Consider the following 18,542-nt stretch of genomic DNA (forward strand, 5'->3'; position numbering starts at 1 on the left):
GCATGGGTTTCGCTCCGCTCTACCCATCCTACTGGCTGTGTGCTATTTCGCCTTCAGGCAGAAGCTCCGGATCGCCTCGCAGGCCGCGCGCAGCGACTCATCATCCAGCGCATAGGCGATGCGTATGTATCCGGCCAGGCCAAAGGCGCTGCCCGGCACCACCGCCACATTGACCTCGTCCAGCAGGGCGTGGGCCACGTCTTCGTCGCTGAACAGCCCACGACCGCCAGGCGACACCTTGCCGATCAGCGCGGAGCAGTCGGCGAATGCATAGAAAGCCCCCGCCGGCAGGTCGCACTGGAGGCCGGGGGTGTCGTTGAGCATCGCCACCATGAAGTCCCGGCGGCGCTGGAATACTTCGCGGCTCTCGCGAATGAAGTCCTTGGGGCCATTCAGTGCCGCCACCGCCGCGTGCTGGGAGATCGAACAGGCCCCGGAAGTCTGCTGCCCCTGCAGCTTCTCCATGGCCTCCAGCAGCCAGCGCGGGCCGGTGGCGAAACCGATGCGCCAGCCGGTCATGGCGTAGGCCTTGGAGACTCCATTCATGGTCAGGGTGCGTTCGGCGAGAAGCGGTTCGACCTGGGCCAGGGTGTGGAACTCGGCAGCGTCGAAGATCAGGTGTTCATAGATGTCGTCCGAGAGAATCAGCACCTGCGGATGTTCCAGCAATACCTCGGCCAGGGCGCGCAGTTCCTCACGGCTGTACACCGCACCGGTGGGGTTCGAAGGCGAGTTGAGGATCAGCCAACGGGTGTCCGGGCCGATGGCGCCCTGCAGCGCCTGTGGCGTCAGCTTGAAGCCGCTGTCGGCGCCGCAGGTGACGATGCGCGATCGGCCACCACACAGCTGGACCATCTCCGGGTAGCTCACCCAGTAAGGCGCCGGGATGATGACCTCGTCCCCTTCGTTCAGCGTGGCGGCCAGCGCGTTGTAGATCACCTGCTTGCCGCCGCTGCACACCAGCGTGTTTTCCCAGCCAGCCGCCAGCCCGTTCTCGTCGCGGTACTTGGCGGCGATGGCCTCGCGCAGGGTGCGCAGGCCAGCTACCTGGGTGTAGCGGGTGTGGCCCGCGTCTATCGCGGCGATGGCGGCCTCGCGGATATGCGCGGGGGTATCGAAATCGGGCTCTCCAGCGCACAGGGAGATGATGCGGGCGCCTTCCGCGCGGCGTGCGGCGACACGATCAATGATTCGATAAGTTGCTGAGGGCTGAGCAACCGCAAGACGGCGATTGAGGCCCTGAAAGTCCCGGCTCACTGGCCCACCTCCTGGCGCTTGAGGCCCATCAGTTCGACGGTGGTGCTTCCGGCACGCAGGGCGGCCATCATCCGCGCCTCGTTGTCAGCGCGCGCCTCACCCTCGGCCAGGGTGCGCTCCACTTCGGCCCGGGGAATGATCACCACACCATCGTCATCGGCCACCACCAGATCGCCCGGTGCGACCTGCGCGCCATTGAACGGCATCGATTCGCCAATGGAAGGCGCGGTGGCCTTGACCGTGCCCTTCACCGACACGCCACGGGAGAACACCGGGAAGCCGAGCTTCTCGATGGCCTGGATATCACGCACGCCGCCGTCGATCACCAGGCCGACCACGCCCGCCGCCTGGGCCGCCACGGTCAGCACCTCGCCCCAGTAGCCGGCCACGAAGTTGCCGGTGCCCACCACCAGCACGCTGCCTTTCGGCGCGCGCTCCAGGGCCAGGTGCAAAGCCAGGTTGTCCCCTGGCGAGCACTCCAGCGGAAAGGCCGGGGCAGCGATGAAGGCGCCGCGCCAGAGAGGGCGAATCGCCGGGTCGACGGCGGTCGGCAACCCGGAGGCTTCGTAGAGGGTGGAACTGCCGAGCGCCTGGGCGCGCTGGGCGATGGTGCTTTCGAAGTTGGCGCTCATCAGGATTTCCTCTGCAGGTCGTGGTAGCCGAGTGCGGCGCGGGCTTCTTTCAGGGTCTTGCCGCTGGCGATCTGTTCGCGGATCCGAGCTTCCACCTGCTCGATCTGCCGTGCGCATTCGGCGACTTCACGGGCGCGGCCACGGGGCACCACCACCACGCCATTGGCATCGGCGACCACGATGTCGCGGGCGCAGGCGCGTGCCGTACCGATACTCACAGGCTGGTTCACCGCCACCACCTCGACGCGGTCCTTGCCGGTGCGCATGAAGCGCCCCCTGGTGAATAGCGGGTAGCCTTCGCCCAGGGCCTTGTTCACGTCGCGGCAGACGCCGTCGATCACGGTGCCGGCGATGCCGCGGGCCAGGGCGTACTGGGTCATGATGTCGCCCCATACGGTGCAGTCGGTGCGCCCGCCGTTGGCGATCACCACCACATCACCCGGCGCCACATCGTCGATGAAGTCGCCCACGGTACCGGGCGGCGTGCTGGCGGAAACGTATTGCACGGTGAACGCCGGGCCCACGGTGACCTGCGGGTAATCGGCCAGGGGCGCGATGTCCAGGCACTGGCCGGGCAGGCCCAGCTTGTCCATGGCATCTGACACCGCCGGCGTATCCAGGCCCTCGAACAGGGCGACCAGTTCCTTGTCTTCAAGGATCATCATTGGGCCTCCGCTTTGATGGCTTCGAACTGGCTGTCATGCATCACGCTCTCCACCGAGCGCCCTGCCCTCACCGCCTCCACCATGCCCGCCTGGCGCCGGTCGATGCGCTCGGCGAGGTCGAGCACGTCTTCGATGGCCTCGGCCGGTACGAAGACGGTGCCGCATTCGTCGGCGATCACGTAGTCGTCTTCCTTCACCGTCACGCCTGCCACGGTCACGGTGCAGCCGGCATCCACCTGCACCAGACGGTTGCGCGCGCTGATCATGGTCACACCACGGCCGAACACCGGATAACCGATCGCTTCGCTGCCCTTGATATCGCGGCTGAATCCGTCGATCACCGAGCCACGGATGCCCTTCCGGCGGGCCGCGTTGGCGAGGATGTCGCCCCAGCTGGAGATGCCCTCCACGCCGCCGGCGATCACCAGTACACGGTCATCGGTTTCGATGCGCGCCACCACCGGGGTGATCAGGTGAACGGTGGGCGCGGCGTCCTGCTTGGGCGCCAGCTGCACGGTACTGGCGCGGCCGACGATCTTCGGGCAGTTCCAGAGCGGCCGCAGCCCGACAGTGGCGCCGGGCAGGCCGAGGAAGTCCAACGCGTCCGACACCGTGTTGGTGTCCAGCGCGGACAGTCGAGTGAGGGGGTTGGTTGCGTTCATGGGAAGCGGACCTTGTTGTGTGGAGCCCCGAGTATCGACAGCCGCGTACCATAGGTATATTCCTGATCAAGTAAGGCTCCCATATGCCCAACCTATGGAAAGAACATGATCAACTTTCGCCTGATCCGGCACCTCTGGCTGTTCCTCGCGGTGGCCGAGGAGCAGAGCTTCAGCCGCGCCGCCAAGCGCCTGGGGATGTCCCAGCCGCCGCTGACCGAGCAGATCCAGATCCTCGAACACTCCCTGAAGATCAAGCTGTTCGAACGCTCGCGAAGGGGCGCGCAGCTGACCCCGGTCGGCGCCGCCATCCTCCCCGCCGTGCGCAAGTTCGCCGACCAGCTGGAGCGCCTGGAGCTGGCGGTGCTGGAGGCGGTGTCCGGCCAGGCCGGGGTGCTGACCATCGGCGCCATCACCAACGCCATGATCGATGTGCTGCCGCCCCTGATCGACCGCTTCAAGGCCGAGCATCCGCAGATCACCGTCGCCGTGCGCGAGATCGACAGCGCTGAAGCCATCCCCGCCCTGGAGTCCGGTGATATCGACCTTGCCTTCGCCCGGCTGGAAGGCAATCTGGGCAAGGACATCCGCTCCGTGCCGCTGACCGAAGACCGTCTGGCCGTGGCCATTCCCCGCGACCACCCCCTCGCCGCCCGCACTCGCCTGACCCTTGCCAACCTGGCGGACGAGGCGCTGGTGATGTCCTCACGGCAGGTCAGCCCGAACTATTTCGACTACCTGATCGGCGTGTGCAAGGCCAACGGCCTCAACCCCCGCGTGCTGCACGAGGTTCGCTCGGTGGCGTCGCAGATCGCCTTCGTCAGTTGCGGCCAGGGCGTCGCCCTGGTGCCCGCCTCGATGAAGAAACTGGCGCCGGACAATGTGGTGCTCAAGCCTCTGACGCCCAAGCTCAGCGTGGTGACCACCGCCGTGGTGTGGAATGCCGCGCGGGCCAACCCGCTTGTGGAGGCGATGGTGGCGCAGCTTTCGACGAAAGCCTGATGGGTGGAAGCGCGTTCATTCGCGATTGATATGGCTCTGCCTGCGTTGAATGTTGAGGCTGGCCAAATCCATCGTAGGAGCGAGCTCTGCTCGCGAAGGGGACTCGTTCGCGAGCAGAGCTCGCTCCTACTTGCAGTGCGGCAGGACTACGTCCTGCTTGGCGAATGAAATCGCCCCCACACTTCCTGTGCACAGCTGGAATCCATAGGTTCAGCATATGGATGGCTTACCACCTTAGGAATTTACAGAAGGATCGCCTGACCCGAGAGTGAAGGGCATTGCGCCAACGCCAATTCCCAGGAGCCGCCAACGTGTCCAAACAAGAAGAATTCATCCGTTCTTGCGTGCCGCTGAGCATCGCCGGGGTCGACCTGCGGGTTGCCGCCCTGCATCGCGACGGCGACAAGGCGCCCATCGTCTTCCTCCACGGTTTCGGCTCCACCAAGGAGGACTATGCCGACGTCGTCCGATACGCCGCGTTCAATGGGCACCCCTTCCTCGCCTATGACGCCCCGGGATGCGGCGAGACCACCTGCGCCGACCTGTCGCGCATCTCCATCCCCTTCCTGGTCAAGACCGCCCTGGCGATGCTGGAACACTTCGGCATCCAGCGCTTCCATCTGGTCGGTCACTCCATGGGCGGCCTCACCTCGCTGCTGCTGGCCCACCAGCACCCAGATCGAGTACTCAGCTTCGTCGACATCGAAGGCAATATCGCCCCGGAAGACTGCTTCCTCAGCCGGCAGATCCACGACTACCCGCAGGACGACGCCGAGCGCTTCTTCGAGGACTTCATCGAACGCACCCGCCATGCCCCTGCCTACGCCAGCGCGCTCTACGCCGCCAGCCTGCGCCACAAGGTGCGTGCTGGCGCGGTGCGCGGGATCTTCGAGTCAATGGTGGAGCTGTCCGACCACGGCGAGCTGATGGACAAGTTCCTCTCCCTGCCCTTCCCGCGCATGTTCATGTATGGCGAGCAGAACACCTCGCTGTCCTACCTGGCCTACATCCAGAGCCAGGGCGTGCACCTGGCCGAAATCCGCAACTGCGGCCACTTCCCCATGTACTCCAACCCCACCGCCATGTGGGAACGCATCGCCCACCTGCAACGCTTCTGCGCCACCGGCTGACGCAGGCCAATCGACCCTTCCATCGCTGACGGATTTCCCTGCGCCCGGCCCGCCGGTCGCAGCGGCTCCGTACGCCTTGTGCAAACACTCCAGCAGAACAAGAACGAGGAGACTCACATGCTCGAAACCCTCAACGCCTTTCTTTCCGGCAAGGTCCTGATCGTGCTCATCGTAGGGCTCGGCGCCTACTTCACCATCCGCTCCAACTTCGTCCAGATACGCCACTTCCCCCACATGTTCGGCGTGTTCCGCGACAGCCTGCGCAAGAGCGCGGGTGAAATCAGCTCCTTTCAGGCGCTCATGCTCAGCCTCGCCGGCCGGGTCGGCGCCGGGAATATCGCCGGGGTCGGCGTCGCCGTCACCCTGGGTGGCCCCGGCGCAGTGTTCTGGATGTGGCTGACGGCACTGGTGGGCATGTCCACCAGCTACTTCGAGTGTTCCCTGGGGCAGCTCTACAAACGCTGCGACGCCAACGGCCAGTTCCGTGGCGGCCCGTCCTACTACATCCAGTACGGCCTGAAGAGCCGCGCGCTGGCCATGCTGATTGCCGCCCTGCTGCTGGTCACCTTCGGCTTCGCCTTCAACGGGCTGCAATCCCATGCAGTGACCCACTCGCTGAACAATGCCTTCGGCTTCTCCACCACTTACACCGGCATAGCACTTTCAGTGCTGCTGGCCCTGGTGTTCATCGGCGGCATCAAACGCATCGCCGCCGTGTCGGACCTGCTGGTGCCGCTGAAGACGCTCGCCTACATTGGCGTCACCCTGTACGTGATCGTGGTGCAGTTCGAGCACGTGCCCGACATGCTGCTGACCATCTTCCGCAGCGCCTTCGGCCTCGACCAGGCGTTCTCCGGCCTGGTGGGCAGTGCCATCGTGATGGGCGTGAAGCGCGGCGTGTTCGCCAACGAGGCGGGTCTGGGTAGTGCGCCGAATGTCGCCGCCGTCGCCAAGGTGGACCATCCCGCCTCCCAGGGCGTGGTCCAGGCCTTCAGCGTGTTCTTCGACACCTTCGTCATCTGCACCTGCACCGCACTGCTGATCCTGCTCTCGGGCTTCTACACCCCCGGCTTCGAAGGCGATGGCCTGGTGCTGACCCAGGACTCCCTGGCAGCGGTGGTCGGTGACTGGGGCCGCACCTTCATCAGCGTGGCGTTGGCCCTCTTCGTGTTCACCTCGATCCTCTACAACTACTACCTCGGCGAGAACAACCTGCGCTTCCTGTTCGGCAACAAACGGCCGCTGGTGATCGGCTACCGCGCCCTGGTGCTTGTGCTGATCTTCTGGGGCGCCATCGAGGACCTGGGCACCGTGTTCGCCTTCGCCGACATCACCATGACCCTGCTGGCGCTGGTCAACCTGCTCGCCCTGGCCCTGCTGTTCAAGGTCGGCTTGCGGGTGATGCAGGACTACGACGCGCAACGCAAGGCCGGCATCAAGGCCCCGCTGTTCGACCCCAGCCGCTTCGCCGACCTCGACCTGGACCCGGGCGCCTGGCCGGCCAAGGGCGCCAGGTCACCGCAGAGCGCCGAACGCGAGGAGGGCCTTGCCGAGACGGCAGTGGGCCGGTACTGAGCAGGGACACAGGCGCTGCCGGCTTTCGGCAGCGCCTCGGGTTATCGGTCCGGCTTCAACTTATGGCCAAAAGCGCACATAGTGCCCACCTTTCACCAGCCACCGATCAAGACACGCCATGACCCAGCCCCCGAAAAATCCGCTCCACGGCATCACCCTGGAAAAGCTGCTCAACGAACTGGTGGCCCACTATGGCTGGGAAGGGCTGGCCAAGCGCATCGACATCCGCTGCTTCAAAAGCGACCCCAGCATCAAATCCAGCCTGACCTTCCTGCGCAAGACGCCCTGGGCACGGGAAAAGGTGGAAGCGTTGTTCGTCCAGATGCGACAGAAGCAGGAGTAAGGATCCACGTTCCTGGAACCTGGACTTGCCTTTGACCCTGGAAGGGAGCGTGACCACCTCGGATTCCGTAGGTTGGTGCCGAGCGCAGCGAGGCCCAACAACCCGCACATCGCGGGGCTTCGCAGGCTCAGCACCAGCCTACGAAATGTCCTTGGCCCGGCCATTCACAGGGTCTACCGACTGGGATCCACCGCTAACGACAGGATATGGCCGGCCTGCGGGCTGGCGCGGCCGGTCAGCATTTCCCGATACACGCCTTCGACCGCATCCGCCCCCGCGCCCTGCTCGACGAGAAGCCATTGCCCTGCGAAGCCGAGGAAGGCCTGCCAGCACTCGGCAAGGCGCTGCTGGAAAACCGCCCCACCCCACTCCTTCAAGCGGTGTTCGGCCTGCGCGGGCGCGAAGAACAGTTGCGGCGCCGGACCGGGTAGCTCCTTGGGCAGACCACGGCGTTGGTCCCAGTGTGCCGCCCCCACCAGGCAGCTGAAGCGCAACTGCGGAGCAAGGTGGGTGTGCAGGCGACCGAGCAGCTCGCCATTGCCGGCGAAATCCACGGTCGCCGTTGGCGTTCCAGCGTCCAGTTCGGCCACCTGGCCATAATCGAGTACCCGGTCGTAGCAGCCCAGGTCCTCGACAAACGCCCGGTGTCCCGGCGAGGTCAGGCCGACGATCTCGCACTGTCGATCGCGCCGGACGCGCTCGTGATGCAGCAGGTACGCCATGCCGATGGCCGTCTTGCTGGAGGCGCTGGTCAGCACCAGGCACTCGGCCTCGAAGAAGCGGTTGTCGGCAAAGAAATCGTCGAGCAGGAAGGAAGTGGTGAACAGCGGGCGTAGCAACATCTGCAAGGCTTCACTGCTCTGGCTGTAGAGCGGGTCGCGCGTACAGCGCAGGTACTGGTTGTAGATGATCGGCAGTTGCCGACGGTGGGCGGTACCATCGACGAAGCCACCCTCCTTCACCTGCACCGGGGTAACCAGCAAGTGCGTGGACATCGGGTAGTAGCCGTAGAAGCGCTCGCCCGTCTCGACCCCTTCGCAGCGCGAGGCCTGGACCTCGGCGAAGCCCCACACCGGGACGATCCCCCAACCCTCCCGGGCCGGGAAGAATCGCCAGTAGTGCATGGCTTCACCCATGGCTGCGTAGGTGATGTTGTTGGCCGTGAAGGCGAAGCGGTCGACTCGTAGCAGCACCTGCCCCGGTTCAAGGGAATCCGGGGCGAGCGATGTCTCCCGGAGTTCGCAGCGCGCCAGGTCGGAACGGTCGACCAGGAAGTCCCGCACAGTCGTGGTTGCCATTGGGCCTCACGCCTCCATCCTGAAGGTCAACCCGGCGCGCTCGGTCAGCCGCCGGATCAGTTTCTCGCCCATTGCCGGCGCCGCGGTCCAGATGCCGCCTGGCGTTTCCTGGGCTTCCCAAACCAGGCACAGGGCGGCCTCGGCGATCATCCGCGAGGTGGAGCCGTAACCCGGGTCGCGCTTGCCGGCGACACTCGCCCGGAGGGTACGCCCATCCGCCATCTCGCCGATGAACAGCAGATCGTAGAAACCATTCTCCCGTTCCTCCCGGCTCGGGCCTTCGCCGGGCTTGGGTGCCTTGTCGCTGGCCAGGGAACGGTCGCTGGCCACCGCCTCGGCGGTCGCCCTGCCCTGCTCGCCCGGGCCGGTAAGGAGCATCTCGTCATAGGCGAAGTCCTCACCATAGGCGTGGCCCAGCAGGAAATTGGAGCGGTGCACATTACGGGTGTTGATGGCCGCCATGATGAACGGCGCCGCCCAGCTGCCCAGGGAGTCGTCGTAGGCCGGGCGGTCCGCGGCGGGTTGGGGCGGGCCATTGAAACCGGGTGTCAGGGCGAAGGGATCGCCCAGCAACCGGAGTACCTGTGGATCGGCCTTGGCGGCCGCCAGGGTGGCCTTGAGACTGGCCGCCGTGCCGCCGGAAAAGGTGCCCTTCATCTTGCGTACCCGGCCCTTGATCCGCGGAAGCGGGGCGCCGAAGCGCTGCCGTGCGGCCTGCTGCAGGTAGAACACGCCGAGGTCGAAGGGAATGGAGTCGAAGCCGCAGGAAAAGACGATACGCGCGCCACTACGACCTGCGGCCTCGCCGTAGGTGTCGATCATCTTGCGCATCCAGGCGGGCTCGCCGCAGAGGTCTACATAGTCGGCTCCCATCTCGGCACACGCAGCCACCAGCGGTTCGCCGTACAACTGGTAGGGCCCGACGGTGGTCAGCACCACGCGGGTACGCCCGACCATCGCCCGCAGGCTGGCAGGGTCGCCAATGTCCGCGACCACCAGGGGGGTATCGGTCGGCGCGCCGATCTCCTGGCGCACCATGGCCAGCTTGCCGGCATCGCGGCCGGCCATTGCCCAACGCAAGTTGGCGCCATCGGCATAGGCCTGGCTGAGATACTCGGCCACCAGCCGACCGGTGTAGCCGGTAGCGCCGTAGACGATAAGGTCGAACTCGGCTGTCTGCTTCATCTGCACACCTCCTGAAAATGATCGGGGGAGCCTGACGCTCCCCCACATGGTCCTCAGGCTGAAGCCTTGGCTGCGGCCAGATAGGGGGCCAGGCGCCGCCCCATCTCTTCGCCCAGGGCCTGCAGTCCGCTCATGGGACGGACCATCACCTCGAACTCGACGATCTTTCCGTTTTCATCGAAGCGGATCATGTCGATGCCCTTCAGATCGCGTCCGTCGACACGGGCACTGAACTCCAGCACCACATTGAGGCCATCGCCCGTAACCAATTCGCGGTGATAGGAAAAGTCAGTAAAGACCTTGATCACGGTATTGAGAATGGTCGAAACCACTTCGGCGCCAGGATAGGGTGTATGCGCCATGGGCGAACGAAACACCGCGTTCGAATCCAGCAGTTCGGGCAGGGCGGAGAGATCGCCCTGGGCGACCATGGTGTGCCAGCGGTGCAGCGAAGCAGCCGCCTTGGGATGCAGTTTCAGCTCAGACATGCTGTTCCCCTTCAGTTGTTCTTGTTCTGGAAGTCCGGTCAGAGGTATGCGGCCAGGCGCGAACCCGGGTCGAGGGCCGCGAAGGGATGGAGGTGAATCAGGCGATTCCCGGCCGCACATCCATTCACTGATCAGGTCAGTGGCAATGGACGATACGGTCCTAAATACACAGGCTCAATGATCGAAAATGACAGTTGATTGATCCTGTCGCACAGAAGTGAATGGCCTGTGCGGAGGCAGGGTGAAGCGGCAGGGGCAGATCGGTATTGCTCGAATGGATCAGTGGGGCTTCATGGCGGCGCGGAATGACGACGCACCGATCGGCGAGCCAGATTGGAAATTGATGATCGGGATTGCCGCGGCGGACAATCGAAAGGCCCCGGACCGGGACCGGGCGCCGGTCCGGGCTGCATCGCGCCCTACCCCAGCTGATCGATCATCACCGAATTGGTGTACACCAGGCTGCCGTCGCTCTCCCGATGCCCTACCAGGTGGAACTGCCCGCGCTCGTCGCCCTTGCTCAGGTAGACGCGGAACTGCAGGTCGGACAGCGAGCCGCATTCGGCGGGTGTGATCAATTCCATGTGTTCCATGTCGGCGTCGATCATCACTTCCCGCTCGTGGGACTTCTGCAGGCTTTCTTCCGCCGCTTCGAGCCGCAGGTGATCGGAGTCGTTGACGTGGAAATGAAGATCACCCATCGGGATGGACTTTTCCGCCCCCTGGGGCTTGCACCAGCTTTTGATGGTCAAGGTATTCATCTAGCGACCTCCTGACTTGGGCGTTGCCGCGCCTGATGTTCAATCCCCAGTTTAGACAAGCCCCGCAGTGCGAATGCGTCAGCCATCGCCAAAGCCGCGCGTGGCAAGGGCTCGCGGAATTGCAAAAAAGTCCGGGTGCTATAATTTCCCGGTGAAAGAACCCTGAATTTCTATTGATGTTTCGAGGATAACCACCAGGAATAAAACCATCTGTTGCGGGGGACGGCCGACAACTTTGAGCAAGCGCCCGGAGGTGTGTCATGAATCGGCACTACTACATCAGTGACAATCTCGATGACCTCGAAACCGTTGAGTCCGAGCTCGAGGCCAACGGCATCAACACCGAGCAGATCCATGTATTGAGCGACAGGGATGCGGACGTTGAACAGCACCATCTCCATGATGTGAATTCCTTCATGAAGCAGGACGTCGTCCACTCCGGCGAAATCGGCGCGGTGATCGGTGTGCCGCTGGCCGCCCTGATCCTGCTGGGTGCCTGGTTGGCGGGCTGGACCGATACGCCGGCAGGCTGGGTGCCTTTCGTGTTCCTGGCCGTGGTGGTGCTGGGCTTCTGCATCTGGGAAGGCGGCTTCTTCGGCATTCAGGTGCCCAATGCGCACTTCCGCAATCTGAAAGAGAAGGTGAAGGAAGGCGAACACATCTTCTTCGTCGATGTGGAGCCGGAGCAGGAATCCACTCTCGACCGGATCATCGTTCACCACCCGCAGCTGCGGCTGGCCGGAACGGGATCGGCTTCACCGCACTGGATAGTCGCCTGGCTGCACCGCTGGCATCAGTTCAAGCGGACCATCTAGCAATCCTCCGGGGGAACCGTGGGGCTACTGGCCAAGGAACAGTCCGCGTGTGAAGAACACGTAGTCCGCCTCGGCGGCCATCAGCCCCACCAGCACCAGCAGGCACAGCGGCGGCACCAGAATGGCGTAGACCAGCGCCAGGCGCTCCCATGCCATGTGCATGAAGATCGAGACGATCAGCCCCGCTTTCAACAGCATCAGGATGATGATCATCGACCAGCGGAAAAGACCAACGAAATGGAAGTAGTCCACCAGGTAGGACAGGGTGCTGAGGATAAACAGCAGCCCCCATATCTTCAGGTACAGGCTGATCGGGTGTTGTTGACCTTGCGCATGCGCCATCTGCATCACTCCCCTGCCCTTACCACAGATAGAAAAACGCGAAGATGAACACCCAGACCAGGTCCACGAAGTGCCAATAGAGGCCGGCGATCTCGACGATCTGGTAGTTCCCGCGCTTCTCGTAGTCCCCGCGCAGCACCTTGAAGGCCACGGTGCTGAGATAGATCACCCCCACCGACACGTGCAGGCCGTGGAACCCGGTGATCATGAAGAAGCAGGCACCGAACTGCGCCGCGCCCATGGGGTTGCCCCAGGGCCGCACGCCTTCGGCGATCAGCTTGCTCCACTCGAAGGCCTGCATACTGACGAAGGTGGCGCCGAAGGCCGCGGTAGTCAGCATCAGTGCGGCGCTGCGCACGCGGTCGTGGCGATAGGCATAGTTCACCGCCATGGCCATGGTGCCGCTGCTGCTGATGAGCACGAAAGTCATGATGGCGATCAGGATCAGCGGGATGTGGGCGCCGCCTATGTTGAGGGCGAAGACCTCGCTGGGGTTGGGCCAGGTGGCAGTGGTGCTGATGCGCACCGACATGTAGCCGGTGAGGAAGCAGGTGAAGATGAAGGTGTCGCTTAGCAGGAAGATCCACATCATCGCCTTGCCCCAGGGCACCTGCTTGAAGGCATCGCGATCCGAGGACCAGTCCTGGGCTATGCCCCGCCAGGCCGATGGGTTCCCGGCCGGGGTCTCCCGCGTCGATGTGGCCATGGCGTTACCTCAATCCGCAGAAGGCCGCGATGGCCTGGTAGGTTTCCGGCGTACTGGTGAGCAGCGCGAAGAGCACCAGCCACAGTCCCAGCAGGTAGTGCCAATAGAAGGCGCAGAGTTCCATGCCGGTGCGCAGCCGCTCCATGGCGCCGTGGCGCAGCAGGCGTTGCGCAACCACGCCCCAGGCCACCAGGCCGCCCGCCAGGTGCAGACCATGCAGGCCGGTGAGCAGGTAGAAGAAGCTGTTGGCCGGATTGCCCGAGACGAAATAGCCCCAGGCGGCGAACTGCTGCCACACCCAGAGCTGCCCGCCGAGGAAGGCGATGGCGAAGCCACCACCGAGCAGGAAGGCCAGGGTCGCCGTGCCCGCCTGATTGCGTCCGATCGACACCTTGGCCCATTGCAGGCTGGCGCTGCCCAGGGCCAGCAGCGCGGTGTTCACCCAGAGCATCCAGGGATGGGCCAGGGGCGCCAGCGGGTCGGTCAGCGGCCGCCAGTCGGACACCTGGGAGCGGGCGACGAAGGCCAGCAGGAACAGCAGGAAGAGCGAGGTCACCACGCCGAGGAAAACACCCAGGCCGACCTTGGCGGTCCTGCGTCGGTCATGGATCGGCGCCTCGGGCCCATGGGACTCGCCCGGGCTCCAGCCCCCCGGTTCGGCGCCGCCAGCATGCTTCCAGAGTTGTGCGCTCATGGCCGTTTCTCCGTCGAGGTGGCCTTGCCGTTGGCCTCGCGCAGGCGCTGCAGTTCTTCCTCGGAAACCGTCTGCGGCACGAAGTCCTGCTCGATACCCGGCACGCTGTAGTCATAGGCCCAGCGATGGACCACCGGCAGTTTCTCCCGCCAGTTGCCGTGCACCGGCGGCGTGTCCGGGGTCTGCCATTCGAGGCTGGCGGCCTTCCACGGGTTGCTGCCGGCGGGGCGGCCCTTGAAGGTGCTCCAGGCCAGGTTGACCAGGAACAGCAACTGGGACACGCCCACGATCAGTGCCGCCACCGTGATGAAGGCATTGAGGTCCTGGGCCGACTGCGGGATGAACTCGTATCCGGGGTAGGCGTAATAGCGCCGCGGCATGCCGAGGAAGCCCAGGTAGTGCATGGGGAAATAGATGGCATAGGTGCCGAGGAAGGTGATCCAGAAATGCAGCTTGCCGAGGGTGTCGTTGAGCATCCGTCCGGTGATCTTCGGGAACCAGTGGTAGATGGCGCCAAATACGACCAGGATCGGCGCCACCCCCATGACCATGTGGAAGTGCGCCACGACGAAATAGGTATCCGAGAGCGGAATGTCGACGATCACATTGCCAAGGAAGAGCCCGGTTAGCCCACCCACCAGGAAGGTGACGATGAAGGCCAGGGCGAAGAGCATGGGCACCGTCAGGTGGATGTCGCCATGCCAGAGGGTCAGGGTCCAGTTGTAGACCTTGAGCGCGGTGGGCACGGCGATCACCAGGGTGGTGACGGCGAAGAAGAAGCCGAAATAGGGGTTCATCCCGCTGACGTACATGTGGTGGGCCCAGACCACGAAGCTCAGCACGCCGATGGCGACGATGGCCCAGACCATCATGCGGTAGCCGAAGATGTTCTTGCGCGCATGGGTGCTGATCAGGTCCGACACCAGGCCGAAGGCCGGCAAGGCGACGATGTACACCTCCGGATGGCCGAAGAACCAGAACAGGTGCTGGAAGAGGATCGGGCTGCCGCCCTGGTGGTTCAGCGGCTGCCCCATGGAGATCAGCGCCGGCATGAAGAAGCTGGTGCCCAGCAGACGGTCGAAGAGCATCATCACCGCGCTGACGAACAGCGCCGGGAAGGCCAGCAGCGCCAGGATCGAGGCCATGAAGATGCCCCACACCGAGAGCGGCATGCGGAACAGCGTCATGCCGTGGGTGCGTGCCTGCAGCACGGTGGTCACGTAGTTCAGGCCGCCCATGGTCGCGGCGACTATGAAGATCGCCAGGGACACCAGCATCAGCACGATGCCCCACTCGGTACCCGGCGTGCCCTGGGTGATGGCCTGGGGTGGATAGAGGGTCCAGCCCGCCCCCGTGGGTCCGCCCGGCACGAAGAAGCTGGCCAGCAGGACCAGCACCGAAAGCAGGTAGAACCAGTAGCTGAGCATGTTGACGTAGGGGAAGACCATGTCCCGCGCGCCCACCATCAGCGGGATCAGGTAGTTGCCGAAGCCGCCGAGGAACAGCGCCGTCAGCAGGTAGATCACCATGATCATCCCGTGCATGGTCATGGCCTGGTAATAGGTGCTCGCGTCCATGAACTCCAGGCTGCCGGGGAAGCCGATCTGCATGCGCATCAGGCCGGACAGCACCAGGGCGACCAGGCCGACGGAGATGGCGGTCAGGGAATACTGGATGGCAATGACCTTGTGGTCCTGGCTCCAGATGTAGCGGGTAAAGAAGCTCGTCGGCTCGTGCAGCGCATCGGCTTCGGCGTGCTCGACTTGGGCCATCGGAAACCCTCCGTAACGGGTCGGAGATCCCTCAGGTTCTACGGCGCCGGTTCCTGCTTGGTGGCGTCGGGGTTCGCCCTGGACTTGATGAAGGCGATCAGGGCGTCCAGCTCCGGGTCGCTGGGGGTGAAGGCCGGCATCACCGGCGGGAATCCCTGGACCAGCTTGGCGGCCGGTGTCAGCACGGACTCCTTGAGGTAGGCCTCGTCCGCCTCGACCTGGCTGCCGTCGGCCAGCGTCACGCGGTGACCAAACAGCCCCTGCCAGCTCGGCCCCACGCCCTTGCTGCCATCCACGCTGTGGCAGGCCAGGCAACCCAGGGACTGGGCCAATTGCTGCCCCTGCGCCACGATGTCGCCACCTGTACCGGTGGCGCCTTGCTCCTGTTGCCCGGCGGCGCTCAACGACCGGATGAAAGCGACCAGGGCGGTCAGCTCATCCTGGCTGAAAGTATAGGGCACCATCACTGGCGGATAGCCTTGCACCAGACGAGCCTTGGGATCCTGGATGGACTCCTTCAGGTAGGCCTCGTCGACTTTGACGCCGCTGCCGTCCGCAAGTTTCTCCTCGCGTCCGTAGAGGTCCTTCCAGCCCGGCCCCAGGCTGGCGCTGCCATCCTGGCTGTGGCAGGCCCGGCAGCCATGGGTTTCCACCAGTTGACGGCCTTTCTCGATCAGGCTGCCCGGGCTGGCCTTGCTGGCGGCGGCCAGGGTCTGGGCGAAGGTCGGCTGGGCGGCCAGCCACTGCTCGAACCGGTCCGGCGATTCCACCACCAGGTTGCCGCGCATATTGAAATGCCCTACCCCGCAGAACTCCGCGCAGAGGATTTCGTACTTGCCGGCCACCGTCGGGGTGAACCAGAAATGCGAGACCATGCCCGGCACCATGTCCATCTTTCCGCGGATCTGCGGGATGTAGAAGTTGTGCAGCACGTCCTTGGAACGCAGCAGCACCTTCACCGGGCGGTCCTGGGGAAGGCGCACCTCGTTGTTCGTGATCAGCACGTCGTCCTGGCCGGCCGGGTCCTCCGGGTCGAGCCCGAGGGGATTGCCGGCATTCACCCATTTGACGTCGGAGCGGCCGAGCTGGCCGTCCTGCCCGGGAAAGCGGAAGGCCCACTGCCACTGCTGGGCGACCACCTCCAGTGGGTAGGCGTCCTTCGGGACCTGGACGAAGTCGCTGTAGACCACCAGCCCCGGTGCCAGCATGCCGATGATGCCGAGGGAGGTGACGACGATCAGCCACCATTCCAGCCTGCGGCTTTCCGGCTCGTAGGCGGCGCGCGAGCCTGGGCGGTGACGGAAACGAATGATCGCCACCACCATGAAACCGACGATGGCGATGAAGAACACACCGGTGATGACCAGGGTGATGAACAGCGTGGTGTCGATCGAGCCCCAGTTGGATGCAGCCGGGGTCAGGTGCCAGGGCGCCAGGAAGTGAAACAGCACGGACGCAACAACGATGATGACCAGGATAATTGCTATCGCCATGTTCCCGTCGCCTCGTTCCTGATGCTCGTGCGCTATTGAAGCGTGCGACGGTCATCGGCAGTGCAAGATAACCCTTGTTCCGGCCTCCACAACACGCGGAAGCTCGGCCTCTACCCCCCTGGCAAGGTTCGAGGCAAGTATAGACGCTGCTAACCGGCAGCCCTCCCCTCCGCCCGGCCTGGCCGCACGGGGCCGGCGTAGAATCTCGCAGCGATCGATGAGTGCAATGGAATCATTCCCGTCATTTATCGAGATGACCGTTCATACCTTTTCCAGAAAAGAGGCTTGCTCGTGGAGAACGATCGTTCTACCATCTCTCACATGGACAGCAAATCAACTTCCGATGTCAGAGAAAGACTTCTCGAAAGCGCCGAAGACCTGATCTACAGGAACGGTATCAATGCCACGGGCATGGATCTTCTGGTCAAGACTTCCGGCGTCGCGAGAAAGAGTATCTACAAATACTTCGGAACCAAGGACGAACTGGTAGCAGAGGTATTGAAACGGCGCGACGAGCGCTGGATGAACTGGTTCAGGACCGAGGTCGAAAAGGCTGAAACCCCCGAGGCACGATTGCTGCAGATCTTCAGCGTGCTCAAGGACTGGTTCGTCTCCCCGGGTTTCCGGGGCTGCGCCTTCATCAATACCGCGGGTGAAACGGGTGATCCTCTGGACCCCGTCCGCCAGGTTGCCAAAGAGCACAAAGAGAAGTTGCTCGGTTTCGTACGCGGGATTTGCCAGGAATATGGTGCCGATGATCCGGATGCCCTGGCCAGGCAGTTTCTGCTCCTGATCGACGGCGCCATTACCGTTGCCCATGTGCTCGGCGATTTCAATTCAGCGGATAACGCGCAGGATATAGCGCGCGGTCTTCTGTCGAAATAAGGAAGTCATCGAGCGGGCAACTTCAAACTTTGAACCTCTATTTGTATTGGAGACTGGTCATGTCCTCTGACGCTGAAGTTCGTCCGCCACTTCCCCCGTTCACCCGCGATTCCGCCATCCTCAAAGTTCGCCTGGCCGAAGATGGCTGGAACAGCCGCGACCCGGAGAGGGTATCCCTGGCCTATACGCTGGATACCAAGTGGCGCAACCGTGCCGAGTTCGCCAACAACCGCGCCGAAGCCAAGGCCTTTCTCACCCGCAAGTGGGCCAAGGAACTCGAGTACCGCCTGATCAAGGAACTCTGGGCCTACTCCGACACCCGCATCGCCGTGCGCTACGCCTACGAATGGCATGACGACTCCGGCAACTGGTTCCGTTCCTACGGCAACGAGAACTGGGAGTTCGATGACAACGGCCTGATGTTCAATCGCTACGCCTCCATCAACGACCTGCCCATCAAGGAGTCCGAGCGCAAGTTCCGCTGGCCCCTGGGCCGCCGTCCGGACGACCATCCGGGCCTCTCCGAACTGGGTCTGTGATCGTGCCCTTCCCTCTCCCTGAAGGGAGAGGGGTGACTCGCGCCTGATGCTTTGAGCAATCCTGAAGCCCATTCATGGCCTGCAACGACGCACGTGGGCCGATGCGCAAACCATCCCCCTCTCCCTGAGGGAGAGGGCTGGGGTGAGGGGGAAATATTCCAGCCTGCGCCGAATTTGATCCGGGCTACCCGCAGCGCGGGTGAAAATCCTTTATGGGGATTTCCACCATCGGTGTCTTGCATCGCCAAGCGGGTGGATAGAAAAGCGCTATCCACCCTACAGGGCTCCAGGGTTTTCTGTA

At 63.9% G+C, this 18,542-nt stretch carries 20 protein-coding genes; 7 read left to right on the forward strand and 13 right to left on the reverse strand.

The window, feature by feature from the left end:
• Positions 1-42: 42 nt before the first annotated feature.
• The 4 genes from ACFW0H_RS00475 to ACFW0H_RS00490 are packed head-to-tail and all read right to left on the reverse strand — an operon-like array spanning position 43 to position 3,216.
• Complete coding sequence (locus ACFW0H_RS00475; protein WP_422911940.1) at positions 43-1,257, reverse strand: pyridoxal phosphate-dependent aminotransferase; 1,215 nt, start codon at positions 1,255-1,257, stop codon at positions 43-45.
• Complete coding sequence (locus ACFW0H_RS00480; RefSeq protein WP_422911941.1) at positions 1,254-1,889, reverse strand: RraA family protein; 636 nt, start codon at positions 1,887-1,889, stop codon at positions 1,254-1,256. Before ACFW0H_RS00480 ends, ACFW0H_RS00475 begins: the two co-directional genes overlap by 4 nt.
• The gene (locus ACFW0H_RS00485; RefSeq protein WP_422912258.1) at positions 1,889-2,551 is read right to left on the reverse strand and encodes an RraA family protein; all 663 of its coding nucleotides are present in this window, start codon (positions 2,549-2,551) and stop codon (positions 1,889-1,891) included. The genes ACFW0H_RS00480 and ACFW0H_RS00485 overlap by 1 nt, the downstream gene beginning before the upstream one ends.
• Positions 2,551-3,216 (reverse strand): RraA family protein, encoded by a 666-nt coding sequence (locus tag ACFW0H_RS00490; protein ID WP_422911942.1) that lies wholly within the window; start codon positions 3,214-3,216, stop codon positions 2,551-2,553. The genes ACFW0H_RS00485 and ACFW0H_RS00490 overlap by 1 nt, the downstream gene beginning before the upstream one ends.
• 105 nt (positions 3,217-3,321) lie before the next feature.
• Here ACFW0H_RS00490 and ACFW0H_RS00495 point away from each other — a divergent pair, with 105 nt between their 5' ends.
• The 4 genes from ACFW0H_RS00495 to ACFW0H_RS00510 all read left to right on the forward strand — a co-directional run bounded on the left by ACFW0H_RS00495 (position 3,322) and on the right by ACFW0H_RS00510 (position 7,263).
• The gene (locus ACFW0H_RS00495) at positions 3,322-4,215 is read left to right on the forward strand and encodes a LysR family transcriptional regulator (protein WP_422911943.1); all 894 of its coding nucleotides are present in this window, start codon (positions 3,322-3,324) and stop codon (positions 4,213-4,215) included.
• A 311-nt stretch (positions 4,216-4,526) separates the two neighbouring features.
• A complete protein-coding gene (locus ACFW0H_RS00500) occupies positions 4,527-5,345 on the forward strand; it encodes an alpha/beta fold hydrolase (RefSeq protein WP_422911944.1) in 819 nt (272 codons plus the stop codon).
• Between the two features lie 117 nt (positions 5,346-5,462).
• On the forward strand, positions 5,463-6,920 hold the full coding sequence (locus ACFW0H_RS00505; protein WP_422911945.1) for an alanine/glycine:cation symporter family protein: 1,458 nt from the start codon (positions 5,463-5,465) through the stop codon (positions 6,918-6,920).
• Between the two features lie 118 nt (positions 6,921-7,038).
• Entirely contained in the window at positions 7,039-7,263 is a 225-nt protein-coding gene (locus tag ACFW0H_RS00510; protein ID WP_422911946.1) for a VF530 family protein, read from the forward strand.
• 173 nt (positions 7,264-7,436) lie between these two features.
• On the opposite strand, the gene ACFW0H_RS00515 is transcribed toward ACFW0H_RS00510, so the two are convergent.
• The 4 genes from ACFW0H_RS00515 to ACFW0H_RS00530 all read right to left on the reverse strand — a co-directional run bounded on the left by ACFW0H_RS00515 (position 7,437) and on the right by ACFW0H_RS00530 (position 10,995).
• Positions 7,437-8,561, reverse strand: coding sequence for a DUF2855 family protein (locus ACFW0H_RS00515; protein WP_422911947.1), 1,125 nt, complete (start codon positions 8,559-8,561; stop codon positions 7,437-7,439).
• Between the two features lie 6 nt (positions 8,562-8,567).
• Complete coding sequence (locus ACFW0H_RS00520; protein ID WP_422911948.1) at positions 8,568-9,746, reverse strand: saccharopine dehydrogenase family protein; 1,179 nt, start codon at positions 9,744-9,746, stop codon at positions 8,568-8,570.
• A gap of 53 nt (positions 9,747-9,799) precedes the next feature.
• A complete protein-coding gene (locus ACFW0H_RS00525; protein ID WP_422911949.1) occupies positions 9,800-10,234 on the reverse strand; it encodes a nuclear transport factor 2 family protein in 435 nt (144 codons plus the stop codon).
• Positions 10,235-10,653: 419 nt separating this feature from the next.
• Entirely contained in the window at positions 10,654-10,995 is a 342-nt protein-coding gene (locus tag ACFW0H_RS00530; protein WP_422911950.1) for a hypothetical protein, read from the reverse strand.
• Positions 10,996-11,255: 260 nt separating this feature from the next.
• On the opposite strand from ACFW0H_RS00530, the gene ACFW0H_RS00535 reads away from it, so the two are divergent.
• Entirely contained in the window at positions 11,256-11,810 is a 555-nt protein-coding gene (locus ACFW0H_RS00535; protein WP_422911951.1) for a magnesium transporter, read from the forward strand.
• Positions 11,811-11,834: 24 nt separating this feature from the next.
• On the opposite strand, the gene ACFW0H_RS00540 is transcribed toward ACFW0H_RS00535, so the two are convergent.
• From ACFW0H_RS00540 to ACFW0H_RS00560, 5 genes are read right to left on the reverse strand one after another with little or no spacing between them, the layout of a single operon-like run.
• Positions 11,835-12,152, reverse strand: coding sequence for a cytochrome C oxidase subunit IV family protein (locus ACFW0H_RS00540; protein WP_422911952.1), 318 nt, complete (start codon positions 12,150-12,152; stop codon positions 11,835-11,837).
• 19 nt (positions 12,153-12,171) lie between these two features.
• Positions 12,172-12,858: a heme-copper oxidase subunit III family protein gene (locus ACFW0H_RS00545; RefSeq protein ID WP_422911953.1), complete on the reverse strand. Its 687-nt coding sequence runs from the start codon at positions 12,856-12,858 to the stop codon at positions 12,172-12,174.
• Positions 12,859-12,862: 4 nt separating this feature from the next.
• Positions 12,863-13,552 carry a cytochrome c oxidase subunit 3 gene (locus ACFW0H_RS00550; protein WP_422911954.1) on the reverse strand — a complete coding sequence of 230 codons (690 nt, stop codon included), beginning with the start codon at positions 13,550-13,552 and terminating at the stop codon, positions 12,863-12,865.
• Positions 13,549-15,324: a cytochrome c oxidase subunit I gene (gene ctaD, locus ACFW0H_RS00555; RefSeq protein WP_422911955.1), complete on the reverse strand. Its 1,776-nt coding sequence runs from the start codon at positions 15,322-15,324 to the stop codon at positions 13,549-13,551. The genes ACFW0H_RS00550 and ctaD overlap by 4 nt, the downstream gene beginning before the upstream one ends.
• A gap of 38 nt (positions 15,325-15,362) precedes the next feature.
• Positions 15,363-16,817: a c-type cytochrome gene (locus ACFW0H_RS00560; RefSeq protein ID WP_422911956.1), complete on the reverse strand. Its 1,455-nt coding sequence runs from the start codon at positions 16,815-16,817 to the stop codon at positions 15,363-15,365.
• 321 nt (positions 16,818-17,138) lie between these two features.
• Between ACFW0H_RS00560 and ACFW0H_RS00565 the strand changes: the two genes are divergently transcribed.
• On the forward strand, positions 17,139-17,702 hold the full coding sequence (locus tag ACFW0H_RS00565) for a TetR/AcrR family transcriptional regulator (protein ID WP_422912259.1): 564 nt from the start codon (positions 17,139-17,141) through the stop codon (positions 17,700-17,702).
• A 59-nt stretch (positions 17,703-17,761) separates the two neighbouring features.
• Entirely contained in the window at positions 17,762-18,241 is a 480-nt protein-coding gene (locus tag ACFW0H_RS00570; protein WP_422911957.1) for a nuclear transport factor 2 family protein, read from the forward strand.
• Positions 18,242-18,542: the final 301 nt, after the last annotated feature.

It is taken from the genome of Metapseudomonas cellulosilytica, assembly GCF_049334135.1.
Taxonomy (GTDB): domain Bacteria; phylum Pseudomonadota; class Gammaproteobacteria; order Pseudomonadales; family Pseudomonadaceae; genus Metapseudomonas.

Coding starts and splice junctions, on each gene's coding strand:
- ACFW0H_RS00535 (WP_422911951.1), top strand. CDS start 11,256: ATGAATCGGCACTACTACATCAGTGACAATCTCGATGACCTCGAAACC.
- ACFW0H_RS00545 (WP_422911953.1), bottom strand. CDS start 12,858: ATGGCCACATCGACGCGGGAGACCCCGGCCGGGAACCCATCGGCCTGG.
- ACFW0H_RS00480 (WP_422911941.1), bottom strand. CDS start 1,889: ATGAGCGCCAACTTCGAAAGCACCATCGCCCAGCGCGCCCAGGCGCTC.
- ACFW0H_RS00495 (WP_422911943.1), top strand. CDS start 3,322: ATGATCAACTTTCGCCTGATCCGGCACCTCTGGCTGTTCCTCGCGGTG.
- ctaD (WP_422911955.1), bottom strand. CDS start 15,324: ATGGCCCAAGTCGAGCACGCCGAAGCCGATGCGCTGCACGAGCCGACG.
- ACFW0H_RS00520 (WP_422911948.1), bottom strand. CDS start 9,746: ATGAAGCAGACAGCCGAGTTCGACCTTATCGTCTACGGCGCTACCGGC.
- ACFW0H_RS00540 (WP_422911952.1), bottom strand. CDS start 12,152: ATGGCGCATGCGCAAGGTCAACAACACCCGATCAGCCTGTACCTGAAG.
- ACFW0H_RS00570 (WP_422911957.1), top strand. CDS start 17,762: ATGTCCTCTGACGCTGAAGTTCGTCCGCCACTTCCCCCGTTCACCCGC.
- ACFW0H_RS00565 (WP_422912259.1), top strand. CDS start 17,139: ATGGACAGCAAATCAACTTCCGATGTCAGAGAAAGACTTCTCGAAAGC.
- ACFW0H_RS00560 (WP_422911956.1), bottom strand. CDS start 16,817: ATGGCGATAGCAATTATCCTGGTCATCATCGTTGTTGCGTCCGTGCTG.
- ACFW0H_RS00530 (WP_422911950.1), bottom strand. CDS start 10,995: ATGAATACCTTGACCATCAAAAGCTGGTGCAAGCCCCAGGGGGCGGAA.
- ACFW0H_RS00490 (WP_422911942.1), bottom strand. CDS start 3,216: ATGAACGCAACCAACCCCCTCACTCGACTGTCCGCGCTGGACACCAAC.
- ACFW0H_RS00505 (WP_422911945.1), top strand. CDS start 5,463: ATGCTCGAAACCCTCAACGCCTTTCTTTCCGGCAAGGTCCTGATCGTG.
- ACFW0H_RS00485 (WP_422912258.1), bottom strand. CDS start 2,551: ATGATCCTTGAAGACAAGGAACTGGTCGCCCTGTTCGAGGGCCTGGAT.
- ACFW0H_RS00525 (WP_422911949.1), bottom strand. CDS start 10,234: ATGTCTGAGCTGAAACTGCATCCCAAGGCGGCTGCTTCGCTGCACCGC.
- ACFW0H_RS00550 (WP_422911954.1), bottom strand. CDS start 13,552: ATGAGCGCACAACTCTGGAAGCATGCTGGCGGCGCCGAACCGGGGGGC.
- ACFW0H_RS00510 (WP_422911946.1), top strand. CDS start 7,039: ATGACCCAGCCCCCGAAAAATCCGCTCCACGGCATCACCCTGGAAAAG.
- ACFW0H_RS00515 (WP_422911947.1), bottom strand. CDS start 8,561: ATGGCAACCACGACTGTGCGGGACTTCCTGGTCGACCGTTCCGACCTG.